Annotated in this window: 22 protein-coding genes; 15 read left to right on the top strand and 7 right to left on the bottom strand. The window is 29.8% G+C overall.

The genetic code is table 11. The features are described from left to right. On the bottom strand, positions 1-204 hold the full coding sequence (locus DIS07_RS09090) for a membrane or secreted protein (protein WP_109404920.1): 204 nt from the start codon (positions 202-204) through the stop codon (positions 1-3). Between the two features lie 128 nt (positions 205-332). Between DIS07_RS09090 and aqpZ the strand changes: the two genes are divergently transcribed. The 12 genes from aqpZ to DIS07_RS09030 all read left to right on the top strand — a co-directional run bounded on the left by aqpZ (position 333) and on the right by DIS07_RS09030 (position 9,752). After that, positions 333-1,019 carry an aquaporin Z gene (gene aqpZ, locus DIS07_RS09085; RefSeq protein WP_109404919.1) on the top strand — a complete coding sequence of 229 codons (687 nt, stop codon included), beginning with the start codon at positions 333-335 and terminating at the stop codon, positions 1,017-1,019. 88 nt (positions 1,020-1,107) lie between these two features. Beyond that, the gene (locus tag DIS07_RS09080) at positions 1,108-1,689 is read left to right on the top strand and encodes an RNA polymerase sigma factor (RefSeq protein ID WP_109404918.1); all 582 of its coding nucleotides are present in this window, start codon (positions 1,108-1,110) and stop codon (positions 1,687-1,689) included. 100 nt (positions 1,690-1,789) lie between these two features. Further along, on the top strand, positions 1,790-2,107 hold the full coding sequence (locus DIS07_RS09075; RefSeq protein ID WP_109404917.1) for a hypothetical protein: 318 nt from the start codon (positions 1,790-1,792) through the stop codon (positions 2,105-2,107). A gap of 5 nt (positions 2,108-2,112) precedes the next feature. Continuing rightward, positions 2,113-2,598, top strand: a complete 486-nt coding sequence (locus tag DIS07_RS09070; protein ID WP_109404916.1) for a hypothetical protein — start codon at positions 2,113-2,115, stop codon at positions 2,596-2,598. A gap of 109 nt (positions 2,599-2,707) precedes the next feature. After that, a complete protein-coding gene (locus DIS07_RS09065) occupies positions 2,708-3,502 on the top strand; it encodes a YHYH protein (RefSeq protein WP_109404915.1) in 795 nt (264 codons plus the stop codon). An 88-nt stretch (positions 3,503-3,590) separates the two neighbouring features. Then, entirely contained in the window at positions 3,591-4,106 is a 516-nt protein-coding gene (locus DIS07_RS09060; protein ID WP_109404914.1) for a toxin-antitoxin system YwqK family antitoxin, read from the top strand. Between the two features lie 2 nt (positions 4,107-4,108). Further along, entirely contained in the window at positions 4,109-4,756 is a 648-nt protein-coding gene (locus tag DIS07_RS09055; protein WP_109404913.1) for an SCO family protein, read from the top strand. Between the two features lie 145 nt (positions 4,757-4,901). Next, positions 4,902-6,332 carry a CotH kinase family protein gene (locus DIS07_RS09050; protein ID WP_109404912.1) on the top strand — a complete coding sequence of 477 codons (1,431 nt, stop codon included), beginning with the start codon at positions 4,902-4,904 and terminating at the stop codon, positions 6,330-6,332. Between the two features lie 9 nt (positions 6,333-6,341). After that, positions 6,342-7,436: a YHYH protein gene (locus tag DIS07_RS09045; RefSeq protein ID WP_109404911.1), complete on the top strand. Its 1,095-nt coding sequence runs from the start codon at positions 6,342-6,344 to the stop codon at positions 7,434-7,436. Between the two features lie 233 nt (positions 7,437-7,669). Further along, complete coding sequence (locus tag DIS07_RS09040) at positions 7,670-8,416, top strand: polyphosphate polymerase domain-containing protein (protein WP_109404910.1); 747 nt, start codon at positions 7,670-7,672, stop codon at positions 8,414-8,416. A gap of 2 nt (positions 8,417-8,418) precedes the next feature. Beyond that, on the top strand, positions 8,419-9,021 hold the full coding sequence (locus DIS07_RS09035) for a DUF4956 domain-containing protein (protein ID WP_109404909.1): 603 nt from the start codon (positions 8,419-8,421) through the stop codon (positions 9,019-9,021). 29 nt (positions 9,022-9,050) lie between these two features. Next, complete coding sequence (locus DIS07_RS09030) at positions 9,051-9,752, top strand: DUF2490 domain-containing protein (protein WP_109404908.1); 702 nt, start codon at positions 9,051-9,053, stop codon at positions 9,750-9,752. 4 nt (positions 9,753-9,756) lie between these two features. On the opposite strand, the gene murB is transcribed toward DIS07_RS09030, so the two are convergent. Together murB and DIS07_RS09020 are read right to left on the bottom strand one after the other, a co-directional pair. Beyond that, positions 9,757-10,764 carry a UDP-N-acetylmuramate dehydrogenase gene (gene murB / locus DIS07_RS09025; RefSeq protein ID WP_109404907.1) on the bottom strand — a complete coding sequence of 336 codons (1,008 nt, stop codon included), beginning with the start codon at positions 10,762-10,764 and terminating at the stop codon, positions 9,757-9,759. Further along, positions 10,765-11,955 carry a pyridoxal phosphate-dependent aminotransferase gene (locus DIS07_RS09020; RefSeq protein ID WP_109404906.1) on the bottom strand — a complete coding sequence of 397 codons (1,191 nt, stop codon included), beginning with the start codon at positions 11,953-11,955 and terminating at the stop codon, positions 10,765-10,767. Positions 11,956-12,094: 139 nt separating this feature from the next. On the opposite strand from DIS07_RS09020, the gene DIS07_RS09015 reads away from it, so the two are divergent. After that, entirely contained in the window at positions 12,095-13,444 is a 1,350-nt protein-coding gene (locus tag DIS07_RS09015) for an aspartyl protease family protein (protein ID WP_109404905.1), read from the top strand. Here DIS07_RS09015 and DIS07_RS09010 read toward each other — a convergent pair. Then, complete coding sequence (locus DIS07_RS09010) at positions 13,441-13,845, bottom strand: DUF1573 domain-containing protein (RefSeq protein ID WP_109404904.1); 405 nt, start codon at positions 13,843-13,845, stop codon at positions 13,441-13,443. The genes DIS07_RS09015 and DIS07_RS09010 overlap by 4 nt on opposite strands. A 123-nt stretch (positions 13,846-13,968) precedes the next feature. Here DIS07_RS09010 and DIS07_RS09005 point away from each other — a divergent pair, with 123 nt between their 5' ends. Together DIS07_RS09005 and DIS07_RS09000 are read left to right on the top strand one after the other, a co-directional pair. Next, positions 13,969-16,605: a valine--tRNA ligase gene (locus DIS07_RS09005; RefSeq protein ID WP_109404903.1), complete on the top strand. Its 2,637-nt coding sequence runs from the start codon at positions 13,969-13,971 to the stop codon at positions 16,603-16,605. Positions 16,606-16,681: 76 nt separating this feature from the next. Further along, entirely contained in the window at positions 16,682-17,542 is an 861-nt protein-coding gene (locus tag DIS07_RS09000) for an OmpA/MotB family protein (RefSeq protein ID WP_109405064.1), read from the top strand. A 39-nt stretch (positions 17,543-17,581) separates the two neighbouring features. On the opposite strand, the gene DIS07_RS08995 is transcribed toward DIS07_RS09000, so the two are convergent. The 3 genes from DIS07_RS08995 to DIS07_RS08985 all read right to left on the bottom strand — a co-directional run bounded on the left by DIS07_RS08995 (position 17,582) and on the right by DIS07_RS08985 (position 23,098). Further along, positions 17,582-20,494 carry an FAD-binding and (Fe-S)-binding domain-containing protein gene (locus tag DIS07_RS08995; RefSeq protein ID WP_109404902.1) on the bottom strand — a complete coding sequence of 971 codons (2,913 nt, stop codon included), beginning with the start codon at positions 20,492-20,494 and terminating at the stop codon, positions 17,582-17,584. A gap of 218 nt (positions 20,495-20,712) precedes the next feature. Beyond that, positions 20,713-22,773 (bottom strand): methylmalonyl-CoA mutase, encoded by a 2,061-nt coding sequence (gene scpA / locus DIS07_RS08990; protein WP_109405063.1) that lies wholly within the window; start codon positions 22,771-22,773, stop codon positions 20,713-20,715. Continuing rightward, positions 22,766-23,098 carry a hypothetical protein gene (locus DIS07_RS08985; RefSeq protein ID WP_109404901.1) on the bottom strand — a complete coding sequence of 111 codons (333 nt, stop codon included), beginning with the start codon at positions 23,096-23,098 and terminating at the stop codon, positions 22,766-22,768. Before DIS07_RS08985 ends, scpA begins: the two co-directional genes overlap by 8 nt. Positions 23,099-23,104 lie beyond the last annotated feature (6 nt).

Raw genomic sequence — 23,104 nt, 5'->3', positions numbered from 1 at the left:
TTATTTATGTTGAGGTTCTGAACAAGAATCGAATTGATCAGGTGTTTTTCCACAAAAACCACAAGATTCTCCAGTTTCATTTAACATTGGATTTTGGCTTGCACAAGTACCTGCAAATTTACCATCTTTTTTTGCCCAAATTTTAATTGCAATTCCAGCAACGCCAAGAGCTAATAAACCTAAAGTTAAAAATAATAGTTTCATAAACGAAGATTGTATGACAAAGATACATATTCTTATTGTTAAGATAAAAAAATGAGTAAAATATTAACAATGTGACTTTTTAAAAAATTGAGTGTCTAAAAATTGTTATCAACTAAACATTTTACATTATGAAAAAATATTTTGCTGAATTATTCGGAACCTTCTGGTTAGTTTTTGGAGGATGTGGTAGTGCAATTTTTGCTGCTGGTTTTCCAGAATTAGGTATTGGTTTTGTTGGAGTTTCTCTAGCTTTTGGTTTAACCGTTTTAACAATGGCGTATGCTGTTGGACATATATCTGGTGGGCATTTTAACCCTGCAGTTTCTTTTGGCCTTTGGGCTGGAGGTAAATTTTCTGCCAAAGAATTAATTCCATATATTATTTCTCAATTAGTAGGTGCAATTTTAGCTGCTGCTGCTTTGTATTTAATTGTTTCAGGAAAATCAGGATTTGAATCTATTGGCGGTTTTGCTGCAAATGGATATGGAGAATTATCTCCAGATAAATATACTATGCAATCAGCATTTATAGCAGAATTTTTATTAACAATGTTCTTTTTACTAATCATTTTAGGTAGTACAAATGAAAGAGCACCTAAGGGTTTTGCACCAATTGCAATTGGTTTAGGTTTAACGTTAATTCACTTAATAAGTATTCCAATCACTAACACTTCTGTTAACCCAGCGCGTTCTATGAGTCAAGCAATTTTTGCAGGAGGCGAATATTTAACACAGTCTTGGTTGTTTTGGGTAGCCCCTATTGCAGGAGCAGTTGTGGCAGGAATAATACATAAAACTTTATTTGATAAAGAATAAAAAAATTAATCCCTAACTCTGTCCAAAACCAGAAGAATGAAATGTTCTTCTGGTTTTTTTGTATGTTTACTTTTTTGAAAACAACCAATTGAGAGAAGACAATTTTATTAAGCAATTACAGGCTGGAAAACAAGCTGCATTTAGTAAACTTTTAGATGATTATCAGCAGAAAGTTTTCGGTACTTGTATTTCCTTTATTCCAAATAAAGAAGATGCTGAAGATGTTGCGCAAGAAGTTTTTTTGGAAGTTTTTAAGTCTATTGCTAAATTTAAAGGAAACTCAAAATTATCAACTTGGATATATCGAATAGCTACTAATAAATGTTTAGAGTTTATTAGAAAGAAAAATACCAAAAAACGTTTTGCATTTATGCAAACTATTTTAGGAAATGAGATTCCAATTGATAAAACAAGTTATTTCACCGAATTCAATCACCCAGGTATTTTATTAGAAAATAATGAAAAATCAGAAATTATTTTTAAGGCAATTAATACTTTGCCAGAAAGTCAGAGAGTAATTTTTACTTTGGCTAAAATTGATGGCAAAAGTTACCAAGAAATTGTAGAAATTACTGGCAAAAGTTTATCCTCTGTAGAATCGGTAATGTTTAGGGCAAAGAAAAATTTACAAGAAAAATTAGAAAATTTTTATAAAAAAGATATTTTTTAAAGTAAGAAAATTAGTGAGATTGAAAAAAAAATATTTAACGCAAGTTTTTAAAAAATAAAGCATCTAAATAATTATAAAATTATTTTGTAATAAAATCAAAATGAATAATAAAGAACACATCAATAAAGAAATACAAGATACATTTAAAGTATTAGAAAACATAGAAAAGATAGAGGTAAATCATTTTTTTAAACATAAAGTTTTACAAAGAATGAATGCAGAAAAAGTAGAAAAACAAACTATTTTTTCTTGGTTTACACCTCAATTACAGTTAGTTACTTTAAGTATAATTTTATTAATAAATTGTGCTACTGTTTTTTATGTTTTTTCAGATACAGAAACAAGTTCAAGTTCAACTATAGAAGAATTTGCACAAGAATATTCTTTACAATCAAATAGTAATTCTTTTTTAAATTAGAAAATATGAAATCAAAATTACTTCCTATTTTATTAATAGCTTTAATCTTTTTAAACGGAGCTTTAATTTTTATGTTGATAAATAAGCCTCACGAGAAAAGAGATATACACCCTAAAAGGAATTTTCTGACTCAAGAATTAGGATTTTCTGAAAAACAAAAAAATCAATTTATAGAGTTCGATAAAATTCATAGGGAAAACATGATGGAAATCGATCAGGAATTAAGACAAAGAAAAGATATTTTATTTAGTTCTTTTCAAAAAACTAACTTTTCTGTAGATAGCTTAATAAATCAAATCGGGAATTTACAAGCTAAAAAAGAAGCTGAAGTATTTCGATTTTTTACTATAGTCAGAACTTTATGTAATAATGAACAATCAATTAAATTTGATAAAATTATAAAAAAAGCTATAGGAGGAGGTAAACCAGGACCTCCCAATGATAGAAGAATGCCTCCACATGAAGACGGTAGACATCGTCCACCAAGATAAAAATTACATAAAACAACAAGTTTTTTTTAAAAAAATCATCTAAATAAACATAGACTCAAACTATTAGTAATTTATGAGGTCAAAGAATAAATTAAACTCTATAAACACGATGAAAAATTCTCAATACCTTAAAACATCAGCTCTATTTTTTTTACTTGCTTTTATAATGAATTCTTGTAGTTCATCATCATCAATTACAGGAGAAGATGATGATGTGGTAGTCGATGATACTTTTAATCCTACAACAACTACGTACGATATAACCCCAATTTTAACTTATTTTGATAATGTAGATGGAGTTTCTTATTCTGTTACTGGAAATAATGTAACTTTCACTAGTAAAGGAACACCAAATCACACCAGTCCTTATTGGGATACCTCTAATCCATTATATGAAGCTTATAATGGTACAAATTCTAATTGGAGAAAAAACCCTAATTCTATAGGTGAGCAAAATTTGACTTTTACAATGACACTCAATCCTAAAGAAGCAACTAATAAAAGCGCTACTCCAATGGGACCAATTGGATTATCCAGAAATGGAGTAGTGTTTTTTAATCAATACGCAGCAGGTGGCGCAGATTTAACTAATGAAATAAATTCTTTTGATCAATGGTTAGGTCATCCAGCAGGAACATTGTATCACTACCATATAGAGCCAACATATTTAACAACACAGTTTAGTAAAAGTGGTTTTTTAGGTTTATTAGCAGATGGTTTTCCTGTATATGGACCAGAAGAAAATGGAAGCACACTTACGTCTTCAGATTTAGATGATTATCACGGACATACTTCTGCAACAGCAGATTTTCCAAAGGGAATTTACCATTATCATATTACAGCAGATGCGCCGTATTTAAATGGAAATGGTTTTTTTGGAACAGCAGGAACCATAACAAGATAGTCTTTTGAGATATTTAAAGGTTGGCATAATATTTTGTTTACTTTTTATCAATTGTAATCAAATAAAGGTAGATAAAACTTCTATTTTAATGGATGAAATTACAATCCCATCCATTGAAAAGAATATAAATAATGCTAGTTTTAAAATTAAAAATGGAATTCTATTTTTTGATAAAAAACAATATTCTGGAATAGTAAAAGAGTTTTATGATGATGGAGTTTTAAAAACAAAATCGGAGTATTATCAAGGAAAAAGACAAGGTGAATTCTTTGGTTGGTATGCAACAGGAAACAGGTGGTTCGAACGTTATTATAAAAAAGGAATTAAAGTAAAAAATCACAAAGGATGGTTTAATGACGGTCAGCAAATGTTTGAATACCAGTTCAATGCTAATGGTGTTTATAATGGCTACACTAAAGATTGGCATTATAACGGGCAATTGGCTAAACATTTTAATTTTATAGAAGGAAAAGAATCGGGGAGTCAAAAAATGTGGAAATTAGATGGAAAAATCCGTGCAAATTTTCACACTATTAATGGAGAAAGACACGGTTTAATTGGTTTGAAAAACTGTGTGAGTGTTTTGTCAGAAAATAAAGAATAAAAATGAAACTACAAACGATACTTTTATTAATCATTATCTGTAGCTCTTGTAAAAAAGTTGACGAGGTTAATAGATCAAAAACACTCCCTTTTTACAATTCAGAAGACTTTACACCAGAATGGATTGCTAAAACAGATAAAAAGTATAGCAAAATTCACACGATAGCTCCGTTTGAGTTTTTCAATCAAAATGGAAAAAAAATTACAAATAAAGATTTTGAAGGCAAAATATATATAGCTGATTTTTTCTTTACAACATGCCCAAGTATTTGTCCAGTTTTGGCAAAAAATATGAGTAAAATCCAAGAGATTTATAAAGATGATGATGATATTATGTTATTATCACATTCAGTTATGCCTTGGGTAGATACAGTTAGAAAAATTAAGGAATATGCAGCTGAAAAAAATGCGGTTGATAATAAATGGCATTTGGTTACTGGAGATAGAGATAAAATTTACAATATCGCAAGAACATCATATTTTGCTGATGAAGATTTTAAAAAGACAAAAGATGAAAGTGAATTTATTCACACAGAAAATTTTGTTTTAGTGGACAAAAAAGGAAGAATTAGAGGAGTATATAATGGGACTTTATCATTAGAAGTACAAAGGTTAAAACGTCATATAGAACTCTTGAAAAAAGAAAGTTAAAAGTTTAACTTAGGGGGAAGAAAGTCTCATCATTAATTTGGTGGGACTTTTTTGTTAAAGTAAAGTTAATGCACACAAGTTTTTAAAAACTGTGGCATCTAAACTATTATAAACTTAAAAATTAAATCAATTAAATAATTCGAATATGAAAAATTTTATAAGAATACTATTAGCCTCAGTTGTTATCTTTAACGTATTTTCTTGCTCTAAAGATGAAGTTTCAGAGGTGCTAGAAGAACAAGAAGAATTAGTAGATGATGTGGTTGTTAAAGATGATGATACAAGTTTTGAAGCAACAGACTGGACAACCACCTCACATAGTAAAGATGCTGATCCAAATTTTGAGGAAGTCTTTCAAGACAATACTGTAAAAAGATTAGATTTTGTGATTACAAAAGAAAGATGGCAGAGTATGTTAGATGATATGACGAACACTTATGGTGTCTTTGGAGCTAGTAGTGGAGGAGGACAAGGTGGTGGTTTAATAACTACTAATGAAGACCCAATTTTTGTTCCCGGAGAAGTATTTTATAATGGAAAACAATGGTATAGAGTTGGTTTACGATTTAAAGGAAATTCGAGTTTACAATCAAGTTGGAGAAATGGAATTCTAAAATTGTCATTTAAAATGGATTTTGATGAATTTGAAGATAATTATCCTCAAATTAAAAATCAACGTTTCTACGGATTTAAAAAATTTAGCCTAAAAAACAATTATGAAGATAAATCTTTTTTAAGAGAAAAAGTAGCGACAGATATATTTAGAAATTCAGGTTTAGCCGCTTCTCATGCAGCATTCTATACACTTTATATAGATTATGGTGATGGCCCAAAATATTTCGGATTATACACGCTTGTAGAAGAAGTAGACGGCAGTGTGTTAGATACTCAATTTTCTAGTGATAATGGTAATTTATATAAACCAGATGGTGATGCTGCATCTTTTGCATTAGGAACTTTTGACCAAGATGAGTATGAGAAAAAAACAAATGAAGATGAAGCAAATTTTACAGATGTTTCTAATTTGTTAAACATTATCCATGATTCTAAAAGGACTACAGATCCTGCTAGTTGGAGAGCAGATTTAGAAGCTGTTTTTGATACAGATGTATTTTTAAAATACTTGGCAGTAAATACTGTTATCCAAAACTGGGATACTTATGGAAGAATGACACATAATTATTATTTATACAATAATCCTGATAATGATAAATTAACATGGATTCCTTGGGATAATAATGAAGCTTTACAGACAGGTAAAAGAGGTGGTTCTTTACCATTAGATTTTTCAGGGTTAAATACTACAGAATGGCCTTTAATAGGTTATTTATATCAAGATGATATATATAAAGCCAAATACAATACTTATGTAGAAGAAGTAATTAATAATGCTTTTAAAGATAATACTATTCAAGATTTATATACGAATTATGCTTCTTTAATTGAGCAATACGCTACTTCCGAACTTTCAGGATATTCATTCTTAAATAATAGTTCTGATTTTCAATCTGCCGTAAGTCAGTTGAAAAATCATGTAACTTCTAGAAAAAATGCAGTTTTAGATTATTTAAAATAAGTTTATAAAATGAGAACTATTTACTATTATTTAATTGTTTTGTTTACGCTTTTATCAAGCTGTAAAAAGCATCAGCACAACCATGATGATAATTATTCGCATTCCCATGAGCATCTATCCGAGAATCATACGCATTCAAAATTAGTCAATAATTATTTTGGACCCTATCAGTTAATCAATAATGATTATGGAACAAAAACAATAGTCACTTTAGAAAATGGATATCGAAAAATGACTACAAATGCACTTCCAAATCACAAAACTGGTGAGTTTCCTAGAAAGGGAAATCCAAATAAAATTTCGGAACAAAATAAACAGTACATGTTTCCTTTAAATCCAAAATATAAAGGAGATCCAACTTGGGTTAGAGAGCCTGGTGTTGCGTTAAATGGTGTGAAATTTGAACCTGGAACTGCAGAAGTTGTAATTTGTCAAACAGGGGAAAATTATAGAGTCGAAGCTTTTCAAAATATAATTAACTTAGGGTTAGATTTTAATCATGCCCATGTACAACCCACAGGAGCATATCATTATCATGGTTCACCGACTTCGGTAATTGAAAATTTTGATAATGGAAAAGATTTGGTACATATTGGTTTTGCACACGATGGTTTCCCTATTTATTACTCAAAAAAAGGAGTGTATAAATCGAGTTATCAATTGTTAAACGGAACTAGAGATGGAGAAGATTGCACCTATTCAAATCCTAAAAGAACAATTGAAATTTCTGTTGAAGATAACCATGACGGAACGTATACATCAGATTATAAATTTGTTGAAGGTTTCGGAGACTTAGACGAATGCAATGGAACTACAATTGATGGAAAATATGTTTATCTAGTTACAGATGAGTTTCCTTATGTAAGTAGATGTTTAATGGGAGAGTATGAAGAACCAAAACGCGAAAGAAGGCGAGATAATAGAAATAGACCAAGAAGTTTTGAAGATTTATTGAAAAGAATGGATATTAATAAAGATGGAAAGCTATCAAAAGAAGAAGTTAGAGGTCCTTTAGAGAATCTATTTTCTAAAATTGATTTAAATAATGATGGTTATATAACCAAAGAAGAACTTAAAAAAGCTCCAAAACCAAATAGAAGATAAAAATTACAATTTATAAGAAATAACATCTAAAAAAATAGAAATAATAAAAACTCTGTAAAACAAGTAATTGTAGATATTACAAAAAGAGAAATAATGTTTGGGGAAGTGTTATTCTAAAAACCTTATCATTTTTTATGATAAGGTTTTTGTTTTTTTTAACACAAAAGGCACAAGTTTTAAGAACAATAATCATCTAAAAATAAGTAATCAACTAATAACGCTATAAATTTAGTATGAATAAAGTAAAAACAATATTAAATACATTTTCTCCTATTTCTTTAAAAGAAATGAACGGTGTTTCTTTGATGAAAAGAACGGATACAAAATTTGTAATTCATACTCATCAATTAATTTCAATTTTAGAAGACTTAAAAAAAGACTATAAAGTTTTAGAAATTAATAAAGATAGAATTATGAGTTATTCATCCTTGTATTTTGATACAGCAGAAAATAAGTTTTACAAAGATCATCATAATGGAAAAAATAACAGAATTAAAATTAGACAACGCAAGTATGTTGAATCTAACTTATGCTTTTTAGAAATAAAGCAGAAAAATGGAAAAGGAGAAACAAATAAATCTAGAATTCCTGTAACAGATTTTGAAACATCACTTAACGCAACTTCCAAAAAATTTATTTCATCCATTACAAACACAGAATATGATTTAATACCAAGTTTATGGAATCAATTCAATAGAGTTACGTTGGTGAATGTAAAAAATAAAGAACGTGTCACTTTAGATTTAAACTTAAATTATAAGATAAATGAAGTGGAAAAGAGATTTGAAAACTTAGTAGTTATCGAAGTAAAACAAGAACGTTTTAATAGAAAATCTAAAATAATAAAATCTTTAAAAGTAATAAGGCAAAATCCATATAGTATAAGCAAATACTGTATTGGTATGATTAGCCTTTACAATGATTTAAAGTATAATATTTTTAAAAAGAAATTAATAAGAATTAATAATATCATAGCATAATTATGGAGTTTTTAGAAATCCCAATTTTTGATGACGATTTTTTTAAAATGTCATTTCGTTTTATCATAAATCTAATTTTTTTAACCTTAATTATTAGGTGGTTGTATTACACATCTACCAAACGTAAAGACTATTTATTTACATTTTATATGATAAGTTTTATAGTGTTTTTCTTGTGTTTTACACTCAAAAAATTCGAGTTAGATATAGGTATGGCACTTGGACTTTTTGCCATTTTTGGCATCATTAGGTATAGAACTGATGCTATTAATATTAAAGAAATGACCTATTTGTTTGTAGTTATTGGCGTCTCTGTGATGAACTCTTTGGCCAACAAAAAAATGAGTTTTTCAGAAATTATTTTAGCAAATGTTATCATAGTTGCTGCAATTGCAATTATTGAAAAAGTATGGCATTTAAAACACGAGGTAACTAAGGTAGTAGTTTATGAAAATATTGATAATATAAAACCAGAGAACTACAACTTATTAAAAGCAGATTTAGAAAATAGAACAGGTTTATCTATTAATAATATTGCTATCGGTGATATAGATTTTTTAAAGGATACAGCAGATTTAACCATTTTTTATTACAACAGAAAATAAAGTCAAAATCATTTAAAATAGACTAAAAAATGAAAAAAAGAATACTGAAGAATATCATAATATTTAATTTACTGTTGGTATCAAATGTAAATTTTGCACAGACGAAAGGTGAAACAGATTTGACTTTATGGAACTCAATTACATTAGATTATGAGTTGAATAAAAAGTGGAATTTAGGTTTGGAAGGACAATTCCGATTTAAAGAAAATATATCTGTTATAGATGCTTATTTTACAGAATTTTCTGGAGAATACAAGCTGTCAAAAGGTTTTCGAATCGGTGCTGCTTTGCGATATATAAGAGAAAATGACAATAAAGGAAACATACAAGGCTATGAAAATCATTTTAGATTTCATCTTGAAGCAAAATACAAACACAAAATAAAAGATTTAAAAATTGGGTATAGATTACGTTATCAAAATAAAAATGAGTTGGGAGTTTCTTATGACGAAGGAGATTTTGTAAATCAAAACCTCAGGTTTAAGACTTCTTTAACATATAATTTCAAAAAATGGAGTTTAGACCCAAAGTTCGCTGCAGAAATCTTTCATAGATTTCAAGAAGGAAAAGACAATGGTTTTAATAAATATAGATTAACTTTTGGAACAGATTATAAAATTAAGAATTATGGTGAAATAGGAGTGTATTATAGGTTTGAAAAACAATTAAATGTTGATTTTCCTGATACAACTAACATCATTGGATTAAAATACACTTATAGTTTTAAATAGGTGTTTAAATTACATTAACTTCAATTTCTAGGGTGATACCAAATTTTTGTAAAATCGTTTCTTGGATTTTTTGTGCTAAATGGTGTATTTCTTTCCCAGAAGCATTTCCGTAATTCACCAAAACTAAAGCTTGTTTGGTATGTACACCATAATCTCCAAAACGTTTTCCTTTAAAACCAGCTTGTTCTATTAACCAACCTGCAGGAACTTTAACTTCAGTACCGGAAACTTTATAACTGGGAACAGTAGGATATTTTTCTTGAAGCTCTAAAAACTGCTGTTTAGAAATCACAGGATTCTTAAAAAAACTACCACTATTTCCAATTTCTTTTGGATCAGGAAGTTTTGATTTTCTGATAGCAATTACAGCATCAGAAATATCTTTTAGTGTTGGTTTACTAATTCCTTTAGAAGCTAATTCTGTTTCAATGGCACCATAAGAAGTATTTAAATTATGGTTGTTTTTAGTTAATTGAAAACTCACAGAAGTAATAATGTACTTACCTTTTACTTCATTTTTAAAAATGGAGTTTCGGTAACCAAAATTACATTCAGCGTTTGAAAACTGAACTAATTTTCCGGTTTTAATTTCTAAAGCCTCAACCTTGGTAATGGTATCTTTTACTTCAAAACCATAAGCACCAATATTCTGTATAGGACAAGTACCTACATTTCCTGGAATTAGAGATAAATTTTCAACACCACCATAATTATTATCCACACACCATAAGACAAATTCGTGCCAATTTTCACCAGCGTTAACTGTTAAATAGATATCATTATGATTTTCTCTATCAATAGAAATTCCTTTAATATCAATATGAACAACCAATTCTTCAATGTTTTTGGTTAGTAACATATTGCTTCCTCCAGAAATTAAAAAAATATTTTTTTCCTTTTTTAAAAGTTGTTGTAATTGATAAACAGAATCAACAGAAATAAAACGTTTTGCAATAACATCAATACCAAAAGTATTGTATTTTTTAAGTGATATATTTTGTTGAATATCCAATTAACTGTTGTATTGTTTTAACGCTTCTTTTAAGATTTCTACAGAACGAATTAAGTCTTTTTTATTCAAAACATAAGCCATTCTAATTTGATTTTTCCCTTCTCCTTCTGTTGAATAAAATCCACTTGCAGGAGCTACCATAACTGTTTCGTTATTGTCATTGAATTTTTCTAAAATCCACTGTGCAAAATCATCTGTATCCTTAACTGGCAATTCAGCAACACAGTAAAAAGCACCTTTTGGATTAGCTACTTTTACACCATCAATTTTTTGTAATTCTTTAATTAAAGTGTTTCTCCTTTCAACATATTCTGCTTTTACATCATCAAAATAACTTTGAGGTGTTTCTAATGCAGCTTCACTTGCAATTAATGCATACGTTGGTGGACTCAATCTTGCTTGGGCAAATTTAATAGCAGTTGCAATAAAATCATCATTCTTAGATACAATACAACCAATTCTTGCACCACACATACTATAACGTTTGGAAACCGAATCGATTACTATTGCATTTTGCTCTAAACCATCTAAAGACATTATTGAGGTGTGTTGTAACCCATCGTAAGTGAATTCACGATAAACTTCATCAGCAATTAAAAATAAATCGTGTTTTAAAACAATTTGTTTTAGTTTTTCAATTTCTTCTTTTGAGTATAAATATCCAGTGGGGTTTCCAGGGTTACAAATTAATATTGCTTTTGTTTTTTTGGTGATGAGTTTCTCAAAATCTTCAATCTTAGGAAGCGCAAAATTATCTTCAATTTTAGAAATTACGGGTACAACTTTTACACCAGAAGCAGTAGAAAATCCGTTGTAATTTGCATAAAAAGGCTCAGGAATTATAATTTCATCACCTGGATCAGTTATGCTTCCAATAGTAAATAAAAGAGCTTCAGAACCTCCTGTTGTTGCAATTATATTATTAGCAGAAACGTAAATGTTATTTTTCTTATAATAATTAGCTAACTTAATTCTGTATTCTTCAGAACCTTCAGAACGTGCATAAGATAAGGTTTTAATATTATTGTTTTTTACAGCATCTAAAGCAACTTGAGGGGTTTTAATGTCTGGTTGGCCAATGTTTAAATGAAAAACTTTGGTTCCTCTTTTTTTAGCATCTTCTGCATAAGGTACCAATTTACGAATAGGTGAAGATGGCATTTGAGTTCCTTTATTAGATATTGAAGGCATAATAAAATTTTAAGATTTTCTGTATGCAAATTTCCGAAATATATTTTATTTAATTCATTTTATTAAAGAAAGTTTAAAGGTTAAATATTTCCTAAAAAACAATAAATAAAATTTAAGATTTGTATCTTGAAGAAGTAATATGATACAGTTGGAAATTAGAAATAAATTATTTTTTATTGTTTTTTGTTTTTTTACTTGGATTTCAAATTCTCAGACAGGTTTTCAATTCAAAAATCCAGATAAGAATCATCAAGTAGTAAGTTTTAAAAAAATTAATAACTTGATTGTTATCCCATTAAAAATTAACGGAAAAAAACTTTCTTTTATATTAGATACAGGTGTTAATAAAACAATTCTCTTTAGTCTCTCTGCTAATGATAGTATTAGTTTGTTAAATACTAGAAAGATGAAACTAAAAGGTCTAGGAGGAGGCGATTCTGTAGACGCGTTAATCTCTCAAAAAAATACTGTTGAAATTAAGGGAATAAAAACTAAAAATGAAACCATATTTGTAGTGCTGAAAGATTTTTTTAATCTTTCAGGTAAAATGGGAACTACCATTCATGGTATAATTGGTTACAGTTTGTTTAAAAATTTCATCGTTAAAATAAATTATAAAACCAATAGATTGCATTTTTACAATCCAAAAACGTTTGACTATGAGAAGTGTAAAAAATGTTTTTCAACAGATTTGAGATTCTACAGAAAAAAACCCTACATAAATACAAAAGTAGTTTTAGATACAGTGTCTGGAAAAACAACTGATGTTAAAATGTTAATTGATACTGGCGGAAGTGATGCGATATGGTTGTTAGAAAAATCAAAAAAAAATATTGTTACACCCAATCGCTTTTTTAATGATATTTTAGGTGAAGGCCTAAGCGGAACGATTTATGGTAATAGAAGCAGAATTCCAACTTTAATTTTAGGCGATTATAGAATTAAAGAACCAACTTGTTCTTTCCTCGATTCTCTATCTACAGTTAATGCAAGAAAGTTTACAGAAAGGAATGGTAGTATCGGTGGTGGAATTCTAAGTCGTTTTAAAATTTGGATAGATTATAGAAATCATAAAATAGTTTTTAAAAAGAATGGCTCATTTAAAAAAGGATTTAATTATAATATGAGTGGTTTAGATGTGGTTTATAGTGGTAAAGAACTAGTTAGAGAGAGAGCTATTCAGAAATTTTATAATTCGTATGATGTTGAGGTAGATAAGAGGTCGTCTATTTCTTTGGTAACTAGGTATGAATACCGTTTTAAACCTTCTTATAAAATTAATAAAGTTGTTGTAAATTCTCCTGCAGACAAAGCAGGGTTAAAAAAAGACGATAAAATTATAAAAATAAATGGTAAACCTGCTCACGAATTAACCATGGCAGATATTCTTTATAAATTTCAAGAAAAACACGGTAGAAAAATAAAAATAACTATCGAAAGAAACGGAGAAAGAATGACTCTTCAGTTTCGTTTAGAGAAAAAAGTTTAACTATCAGATAAAATACTTTTTTTCTTTTGTAGAGAAACTCCCATTTCTACATAGCCCTTAATTTTAATTACTTTTCTTTTATTTTTAGCATTAGAGAAAATAGTAATTGCTTTAGAAAACCCGCCAACTCTTTTCGTGTCGTAAGAAACTTTTATTTCACCTTTTTCACCAGGCATTATAGGTTTTTTTGGCTTTTTAGGAACTGTACAACCACAAGAAGACTGTATGTTTTTTATAATTAAAGGTTGGTCACCAATGTTGGTGAACACAAAAGTACGTTCTCCATTATCTCCTTTGGCAATTTTACCATAGTCAATAATTTCTTTGTCAAATTTAAATTCTTGAGCACTTAGAGAAAGAGTTACAAATAAGAATACAAAAAGGGTAGTAAATACTTTCATAGTTTATTATTTATTGTGTAAAATTAAAACTAATATTTTGTTATAAAAAATCAATAGCTAATTTTCTCCTGAAATTAGATAATTGTATTTTTGCCAACTATATATCAAAAAGGATACCAAAGTATGACAATTCCATCTAAATATGATGCAAGCCAAGTAGAAGATAAATGGTACAATTACTGGATGAAAAACAACTATTTTTATTCAACGCCAGATGAAAGAGAGCCTTATACTATTGTAATTCCTCCTCCAAATGTTACAGGAGTTTTACATATGGGACATATGTTGAATAACACAATTCAAGACGTGTTAATTAGACGTGCACGCTTGTTAGGTAAAAATGCTTGTTGGGTTCCAGGTACAGACCACGCATCAATAGCTACTGAGGCAAAAGTTGTTGCCAAATTAAAAGAGCAGGGAATTCAAAAAAGCGATTTAACTCGTGAAGAGTTTTTGCAACACGCTTTTGATTGGAAAGATAAATATGGAGGTATTATTTTAGAACAATTAAAAAAGTTAGGAGCTTCATGTGATTGGGAAAGAACTGCATTTACAATGGATCCAGAAATGTCTGAATCTGTAATTAAAGTTTTTGTTGATTTGTACAACAAAGGTTTAATTTACAGAGGATACAGAATGGTAAATTGGGATCCTGAAGCAAAAACTACACTTTCTGATGAAGAGGTAATCCACGAAGAAAGACAAGGAAATTTGTATTATTTACAATACAAAATTGAAGGTTCTAATGATACATTAACCATTGCTACCACAAGACCAGAAACCATTTTTGGAGATACCGCAATTTGTATCAATCCTAAGGATGAACGCTTTACACATTTAAAAGGTAAAAAAGCAATTGTGCCTTTATGTAATAGAGTGATTCCTATTATTGAAGATGAGTATGTAGATGTAGAATTTGGAACAGGTTGCTTAAAAGTAACACCTGCACACGATGAAAATGATAAAGTTTTAGGAGACAAACATAACTTAGAAGTAATCGATATTTTTAATGAAGATGCGTCATTAAATTCTTTTGGATTGCATTATGAAGGGAAAGACAGATTTGTTGCTAGAAAAGCAGTTGCTAAAGAATTAGAAGAAAAAGGAATTTTGATTAAAACCGAAGTGCACACGAATAAAGTAGGTACTTCCGAAAGAACAAAGGCAGTTATAGAACCAAGGTTGTCAGATCAATGGTTTTTAAAAATGGCAGATTTAGCGAAACCTGCTATTGATGCTGTTTTAGGTGAAGACTCTGATATTAACTTGGTGCCAAAAAAATTCGAAAATACCTATCGTCATTGGATGGAAAATGTACGTGATTGGAATATTTCTCGTCAATTGTGGTGGGGACAACAAATTCCTGCATATTTCTATGGAGATGGAAAAGAAGATTTTGTGGTAGCAGAAAACATTGAAAAAGCTCTTGAGCTTGCGAAAGAGAAAACTTTAAACTTCAAACTTCAGACTTCTGACTTAACACAAGATGAAGACGCACTGGATACTTGGTTTTCTTCTTGGTTATGGCCAATGTCTGTTTTTGATGGAATTAGAAATCCTGAAAACGAAGAAATTAAATATTATTATCCTACTAACGATTTAGTTACTGGTCCAGATATTTTATTCTTTTGGGTAGCAAGAATGATTATTGCTGGATATGAATATAAAGATGCAAAACCTTTCGAAAACGTTTATCTAACAGGTTTAGTTAGAGACAAACAAAGACGAAAAATGTCTAAATCTTTAGGGAATTCTCCTGATGCTTTAAAATTGATAGAAAAATTTGGTGCAGATGGTGTAAGAGTTGGATTGTTATTAAGTGCTCCAGCAGGAAATGACATTTTATTTGATGAAGATTTATGTCAGCAAGGAAAAGGATTTGCTAATAAAATCTGGAATGCTTTTCGTTTGATAAAAGGTTGGGAAGTTGATGCAACTTTGCCACAACCAGAAACAGCAAAAATTGGTTTGGCTTGGTACGAAGCAAAATTTCAAAAAGCTTTAGCAGAAATTGAAGATCATTTTTCTAAATACCGATTATCAGACGCTTTAATGTCTATTTACAAGTTAATTATGGATGATTTTTCATCTTGGTTATTAGAAATTGTAAAGCCTGCATATCAGCAGCCTATAGATAAGATTACCTTTGACGCTATTATTAAAGTTTTAGAGAATAATTTAAAGGTATTACATCCATTTATGCCATTTTTAACGGAAGAAATTTGGCAATTTATAGCAGAAAGAACTCCAGATGAAGCTTTAATTATTGCTAAATACCCAGAACAAAAAACATTTGATGCACAAATTATTACTGACTTTGATTTTGTAACAGGAGTAGTATCAGGAATAAGAACGATCAGAAAAGAAAAGAACATTTCTTTTAAGGATGCTGTGGAATTATTTGTAGTTGATAATGAAAAGAATTCGAAAGAATTTGATGTTGTTATTCAAAAACTAACAAATGCTTCTGCAATTAATTATGTTTCAGATAAAGTAGATGGGGCATCCTTTAGAGTAAAATCAAATGAATATTTTGTTCCTGTTTCTGCGGCATATATTGATGTAGAAGCAGAGACAAAGAAATTAAATGCAGAGTTAAAAAGAGCAGAAGGTTTCTTATTTGGCATTCAAAAGAAATTATCTAATGAGCGTTTTGTATCAAATGCACCTGAAAAAGTGATTACATTAGAACGTAAAAAAGAAAGTGACACATTAGCTAAAATTGAAACGATAAAATCTAGTTTAGCATCATTAAAGTAAAAATATATTTGTTAAGTTTAATGTTATCAAAATATACTTATATTTATTGATGAAAGTAATCAACAAAAATTTTAAAATGAAGAAAAACTTAGTTTTACCATTCATTGTCTTAATGCTAATGTTTGTGTCTTGTGTATCCAAAAAAAAATACTCAGAACTTGAATCAGAATATAAAATCACAAAAAGTAACTTACAAACGTTAAAACTTAAATTTTCAAAAATTGAGAATAGAGTAAAATTGTATAACAATAAAATCAATTCTTTAAGGAGTGAAAACGTTACACTAGAGAAAGAAAATGCTATTGAGTTTAAAATGGTTGATGGTGTGCCTAAAGTTTCTAAGAAAGTGAGAAAGATGATGGATGAAACCATCAAAAAACTTAATCCAAAAAAATTAGCAAAAGCAAAGACATTTAAAGATACTTTAAATTTAGTTGTTTCTTACAATGTATTTAAAAAGACTTTGGTTTCTAGAGAACTGCAAAATTCTAGTGACATCAATATCGATATTGGACAAACTGTAGTAATGATTTCTGTGTCTGATAAATTGTTATTTAATAAAGGAAGTTATAAAGTTAGAAAAGAAGCCTTAAAATTAGTTACCAAATTAGCAGACATTATTCAATCTGAACCTAGTATGGATGTTATGATTGAGGGGCATACAGATTCTCAAACTATTAATAACAAAAGTGTACAAGATAACTGGGATTTAAGTGTAAAAAGAGCTACATCTATTGTTCGATTGTTACAAAATAAATTTGGTATTGAAGGTAACCGTTTAATTGCATCAGGAAGGGGAGATACAATGCCTTTATTTCCTAATACAAACCCTAAAAATAGAGCCAAAAATAGAAGAACAAGAATTTTAATACTACCCAATTTAGATAAATTTTTTGCATTACTTGCAGAAGAAGGTGTAATAGAAATTAAAGACTAATTTTTCAGAATTTTAAAAGTTTTAAAATATGTCTTTTTTCTAGACTAAAGCTTCTTTCAATATTGTAATTGGATGTTTGGCTAAACGTTTGGTACCATCAAATATTTGATGGCGACAACTAGTTCCTGCAGCAACAATTTCAGTGTCTTCGCTACAATTTCTTATTTTAGGGAATAAAGTATCTTCACCAACCTGCATGCTTATTTTGTAATGCTCTTTTTCGTATCCAAAAGAACCTGCCATTCCACAACAACCTGTATTCATTATGGTTACTTTGTAGTTCACAGGAATATTTAAAATTTGGAAACTCGCATTAGTTCCGGAAAGAGCTTTTTGATGACAGTGTCCGTGAATTTTTAGTGTCTTAGCTATTTTGGTAAATGAATCAGCATTTATGTGTCCTTTTTCAACTTCCTTGGCTAAAAATTCTTCGAAAGTAAACGTGTGTTTAGCTATTTTTTCTGCTGATTTTTTGTCATCTGATAACCTAATATATTCATCTCTAAACGTTAAAATTGCTGATGGTTCAATTCCAACTAAAGGGCTTTCTTTAGAAATAATATCTTTAAAAATAGCTATATTTTTATTACAAACCACTTTAGCTTCTTTTAAAAATCCTTTTGAAATATAACTTCTCGCACTTTCTTCGTGATTGATGATGTTTACTTTATAGCCTAATTTTTCTAATAGATAAACAGCATCTTTACCAATTTCAACATCATAAAAATTAGTAAATTCATCATTAAAAAGATAAATTTCTTTTTTAGTTTTCTCTTCGCTTGTAGAAATCGTAACATGTTTTTTATACCAGCTATTTAGTGTTTTTTTAGCTAATTTAGGAACACTTCTTTCTACAGCTACACCCATCGCTTTTTTTGCAAAAGGTGTATTTAAAATAGCGTTAGAAAGTGACGGAGTGAGGCTTCCTAATTTGTTTAACTTAGCATTGTTAGCAAATAATTTACTTCTAAAAGAATACCCATTTGTTTCTTGATACTGATATAGAAACTCTGCCTTCATTGTGGCAATATCTACATTACTTGGGCATTCAGAAGCACAAGCTTTACAGCTTAAACACAAATCTAAAACTTGTTTTAATTCTTTTGAATTGAATTTGTTTTTAGCTTTATTATTCGTAAGAACCTCTCTTAGAGTATTTGCTCTAGCTCTAGTGGTTTCTTTTTCGTTTTTTGTAGCTCTATAGCTTGGGCACATGGTACCTCCAGCTTCAACAGGTTTTCTACAATCTCCAGAACCATTACATTTTTCAGCTAATTTTAAGATTCCCTCATCACTAGAAAAATCTTGAATCGTTTCAATTTCTGGTTCGTTTCTATTAATTTCATAACGCAAACTTTCATCCATAGGAAAAGCATCCGTAATTTTTCCTTTATTAAAAACGTTGTTTGGGTCAAATGCTTTTTTAATGCGCCTTAACAATTGATAATTGTTCTCACCAATCATCATTGGTATAAACTCCGCACGTACAATTCCATCTCCGTGTTCACCAGAAAAAGAACCATGATATTTCTTTACTAACTGAGCAGTTTCCGTAGTTATTTTTCTAAATAAAACTACATCAGCTTTCTTTTTTAAGTTTAAAATAGGGCGTAAATGCAATTCTCCTGCTCCTGCATGCGCATAATAAATAGCATCTTGCTGATATTTATCCATAATTTGGGTAAACTCTTCAATATAATCTGGCAAATCTTCTAAAGCAACAGCTGTATCTTCAATACAGGCAACAGCTTTCATATCTCCCACCATATTTCCTAAAGCACCCAAACCAGCTTTTCTTAAATAATGAACCTTAGCAATATCTTTTCCATATACTTTTGGATGATGATAACCAAAGTTGTTTTTTTCTAAATCTGCAATTAATTTATCTGCTAAAACTTCCGCATCTTCAAGAGTATTTGCTGATACTTCTAACATTAAAACAGCCTCTGGATCACCTTGCAAAAAGAAACGATTTTTTGCCAATTCACGATTGTTTTTGGTACAGTCTAAAATGGCTTTGTCCATTAATTCGCAATTGTATAAATTGTGATTCATTGCCGTTAAAGTCGCCTTTAAACTCTCATTTATACTTGTGAAATGAGAACAAACCATAATGCTTTCAGTAGGAGGTAAGTCGTCTAATTGAATGGTAATCGCAGTTGAAAAAGCCAACGTCCCTTCACTTCCTGCTAATAATTTTGCAACATTAATGGTTGATGATTTACCGCCAAATAAATCTGATTTTAAGAACTCATCTACTGCATAACCTGTACATCTTCTATGAATCGACTCTTTTGGAAACTCAGATTTTATTTCTTTTTGGGTAGATTCTGACACAAGTTCAGAATAAATCGATTTGTATATTTTTCCTTCCAGGGAGTTTTCTTTAGTTTTTTTGATAAAATCATCGGAAGAAATTTCTTTAAAAACTGCTGAACTGCCATCACTTAAAATAGCATCAATTTGCAACACTTTATCACGTGTAACTCCATATTGAATTGAAGTACTTCCAGACGAATTGTTGCCCACCATTCCACCAATCATACATCTATTAGAAGTTGATGTATTTGGTCCAAAAAATAATCCAAAAGGTTTTAAATAAACGTTGAGAGAATCTCTAACAATTCCTGGTTGTAAAGTAATAGTTTTAGCTTTTTCATCTAAAGCAATAATGTTGATAAAGTGTTTAGAAACATCCACCACAATTCCATCACCCACACATTGTCCTGCTAAAGAGGTTCCTGCAGTTCTCGGGATTAAAGTGGTGTTGTTTTTGTTGGCAAACTCAATTAAAGTTTTAATATCTTTTTCATCCTTAGGAAAAGCAACAGCTAAAGGAATTTTACGATATACAGAAGCATCTGTAGCAAATAAAGTTTTGTGTAAGTTGTCAAATAAAACATCACCAGAAAGTGAGTTGTGTAATTTTTCTAAAACGGTATTATCAATCATCATTTACTATTGAAAAGTAAGTCTTTTGCAAATATCCGAAAACTATTATTCAAAATAATAAAATGATGATGATGATTGTAAATTTTTATTGAATTACTAGAAATTGAATAAAAATATTACTGATTTTAAAAATTAGTTTTTATATCGACACAATAGTGTTTATTTTTTAGTGTAAATCAATGGCTAACTAATTGAATGATATTTGTAGTAAAACAAAACTAATCAACAACACTATCTATTAAAATGGTTAACAAATCAATAGCTGCTTGCGCAATTTTGGTGCCTGGCCCAAAAACACCAACTGCACCAGCATCAAATAAAAATTGATAGTCTTGAGCAGGAATTACACCGCCTACAATGACCATGATATCTTCTCTTTCGTGTTTTTTAAGTTCAGAAATTACTTGGGGTACTAGTGTTTTGTGTCCAGCAGCTAAAGAGGAAATACCTAAAATATGCACATCATTTTCGACTGCTTGCTTGCTGGCTTCTTCAGGTGTTTGAAATAACGGACCAATATCTACATCAAAACCTAAATCTGCATAACCAGTAGCAACTACTTTAGCACCTCGGTCATGACCATCTTGACCTAATTTAGCTATCATAATACGAGGGCGTCTTCCTTCTAATGCTGCAAATTTATTAGCTAGTTTACTAGCTTTTTTAAATAGCTTGTCTTCCTTGATTTCTCTACTATACACACCAGAAATAGTTTTAGTTACCGCTTTATGTCTCCCAAATATTTCTTCTAGAGCATCAGAAATTTCACCTAAAGTTGCTCTATTTTTAGCTGCTTTTACAGCTAAATCTAATAAATTTCCTTCTCTGTTTTTAGCGGCATTTGTTAAGTTGATTAATGATTTTTTTACTTTTTCAGTTTTTCGATTAGCTTTTAGTTGATTTAACCTTTCAATTTGAGATTTTCTTACAGCTTCATTATCAACTTCCAAAATATGTAAAGGATCTTCTTGTTTTAATCGATATTGATTTACGCCAACAATTACATCCTGTCCACTATCAATTTTAGCTTGTTTTTTTGCTGCGGCTTCTTCAATTCGTAATTTTGGAATTCCTTTCTCTATGGCTTTAGTCATTCCACCTAATTCTTCAACTTCTTCAATTAACCCCCAGGCTTTACAAGCAATTTCTTCAGTTAATTTTTCTACAAGATAACTTCCAGCCCAAGGATCTACTGTTTTTGTAATATGTGTTTCTTGTTGTAAATAGATTTGTGTATTTCTTGCAATTCTTGCAGAAAAATCTGTAGGTAAAGCTATTGCTTCATCCAATGCATTTGTGTGAAGGCTTTGTGTTCCTCCAAAAACTGCGGCCATTGCTTCTATTGTAGTTCTGGCTACATTATTAAAAGGATCTTGTTCAGTTAAAGACCAACCACTAGTTTGACAATGTGTTCTTAAGGCTAAAGATTTAGGATTTTTAGGGTTAAATTGTTTTACAATTTTTGCCCATAACATTCTTGCTGCTCTTAATTTTGCAACCTCTGTAAAGTGATCCATTCCAATTGCCCAAAAGAAAGATAATCTAGGAGCAAAAGCATCAATATTCATCCCAGTTTCTAATCCTTTTTTGATGTATTCTAACCCATTTGCTAAAGTGTAGGCTAATTCAATTTCTGCTGTAGCTCCAGCTTCTTGCATGTGATATCCAGAAATAGAAATCGAATTAAATTTTGGCATATTTTTACTTGTGTATTCAAAAATATCAGCAATAATTTTCATTGATGGTGAAGGAGGGTAGATGTAGGTATTCCTTACCATAAACTCCTTTAAAATATCATTCTGAATAGTACCAGTTAAGAGCTCTGTAGGAACTCCTTGTTCTTCTGCAGCAACTATATAAAAAGCTAAAATGGGTAAAACTGCTCCATTCATTGTCATAGAAACAGACATTTTATCCAAAGGGATTTGATTGAACAAAACCTTCATGTCTTCTACAGAATCAATTGCTACACCAGCTTTACCAACGTCACCTTCTACGCGTTTATGATCGGAATCGTAACCTCTATGTGTAGCTAAGTCAAAAGCAACTGATAAACCTTTTTGACCTGCTTTTAAATTTCTCCTGTAAAATGCATTGCTTTCTTCTGCTGTAGAAAAACCAGCATATTGTCTTATGGTCCATGGTCTACTAACATACATTGTTGAGTAAGGTCCACGTAAATTTGGAGCAATTCCAGCTACAAACCCTTCATGCTCAAAGTGTTTTTTAGCTTTAGTTTTGTTTCTTACTTTTATATGTTGAACATTTTTTCTACCCATTTTTAGAGTCATCAGCCAATTTCATGATGTTGTAAACTTTTGTACCAATAGCTTTAGATTCTTTCTTCTTTTTATTTATTTTGAGATATGTAACATAAACCAATATAAGACAAATAGTTGCAGATAATATAACGCCATATAAAATAATATCAACTCCATTTCCAAAAAAATCGTAAAAATTATTTTCTAAAAAAAATAGACCAACAAATGTAAATAGAATTGCCCCTATGATATAGGTTGGTAGCTTTTTTTTAATCTCAATAATCTCTTTTTTAAGGGCTTTTTGATTTTTTTGCAATAGTGCTATTTCTTTGTTTTTTGTCATAGATGT

Origin of the sequence: Polaribacter aquimarinus, from assembly GCF_003129485.1 — a bacterium.
GTDB classification, from domain to species: domain Bacteria; phylum Bacteroidota; class Bacteroidia; order Flavobacteriales; family Flavobacteriaceae; genus Polaribacter; species Polaribacter aquimarinus.
This window is presented reverse-complemented; position numbering and strand designations above follow the sequence as displayed.

Coding starts and splice junctions, on each gene's coding strand:
- DIS07_RS09090 (WP_109404920.1), bottom strand. CDS start 204: ATGAAACTATTATTTTTAACTTTAGGTTTATTAGCTCTTGGCGTTGCT.
- aqpZ (WP_109404919.1), top strand. CDS start 333: ATGAAAAAATATTTTGCTGAATTATTCGGAACCTTCTGGTTAGTTTTT.
- DIS07_RS09075 (WP_109404917.1), top strand. CDS start 1,790: ATGAATAATAAAGAACACATCAATAAAGAAATACAAGATACATTTAAA.
- DIS07_RS09070 (WP_109404916.1), top strand. CDS start 2,113: ATGAAATCAAAATTACTTCCTATTTTATTAATAGCTTTAATCTTTTTA.
- DIS07_RS09065 (WP_109404915.1), top strand. CDS start 2,708: ATGAAAAATTCTCAATACCTTAAAACATCAGCTCTATTTTTTTTACTT.
- DIS07_RS09060 (WP_109404914.1), top strand. CDS start 3,591: ATGGATGAAATTACAATCCCATCCATTGAAAAGAATATAAATAATGCT.
- DIS07_RS09055 (WP_109404913.1), top strand. CDS start 4,109: ATGAAACTACAAACGATACTTTTATTAATCATTATCTGTAGCTCTTGT.
- DIS07_RS09050 (WP_109404912.1), top strand. CDS start 4,902: ATGAAAAATTTTATAAGAATACTATTAGCCTCAGTTGTTATCTTTAAC.
- DIS07_RS09045 (WP_109404911.1), top strand. CDS start 6,342: ATGAGAACTATTTACTATTATTTAATTGTTTTGTTTACGCTTTTATCA.
- DIS07_RS09040 (WP_109404910.1), top strand. CDS start 7,670: ATGAATAAAGTAAAAACAATATTAAATACATTTTCTCCTATTTCTTTA.
- DIS07_RS09035 (WP_109404909.1), top strand. CDS start 8,419: ATGGAGTTTTTAGAAATCCCAATTTTTGATGACGATTTTTTTAAAATG.
- DIS07_RS09030 (WP_109404908.1), top strand. CDS start 9,051: ATGAAAAAAAGAATACTGAAGAATATCATAATATTTAATTTACTGTTG.
- DIS07_RS09020 (WP_109404906.1), bottom strand. CDS start 11,955: ATGCCTTCAATATCTAATAAAGGAACTCAAATGCCATCTTCACCTATT.
- DIS07_RS09015 (WP_109404905.1), top strand. CDS start 12,095: ATGATACAGTTGGAAATTAGAAATAAATTATTTTTTATTGTTTTTTGT.
- DIS07_RS09010 (WP_109404904.1), bottom strand. CDS start 13,845: ATGAAAGTATTTACTACCCTTTTTGTATTCTTATTTGTAACTCTTTCT.
- DIS07_RS09005 (WP_109404903.1), top strand. CDS start 13,969: ATGACAATTCCATCTAAATATGATGCAAGCCAAGTAGAAGATAAATGG.
- DIS07_RS09000 (WP_109405064.1), top strand. CDS start 16,682: ATGAAGAAAAACTTAGTTTTACCATTCATTGTCTTAATGCTAATGTTT.
- DIS07_RS08995 (WP_109404902.1), bottom strand. CDS start 20,494: ATGATTGATAATACCGTTTTAGAAAAATTACACAACTCACTTTCTGGT.
- scpA (WP_109405063.1), bottom strand. CDS start 22,773: ATGGGTAGAAAAAATGTTCAACATATAAAAGTAAGAAACAAAACTAAA.
- DIS07_RS08985 (WP_109404901.1), bottom strand. CDS start 23,098: ATGACAAAAAACAAAGAAATAGCACTATTGCAAAAAAATCAAAAAGCC.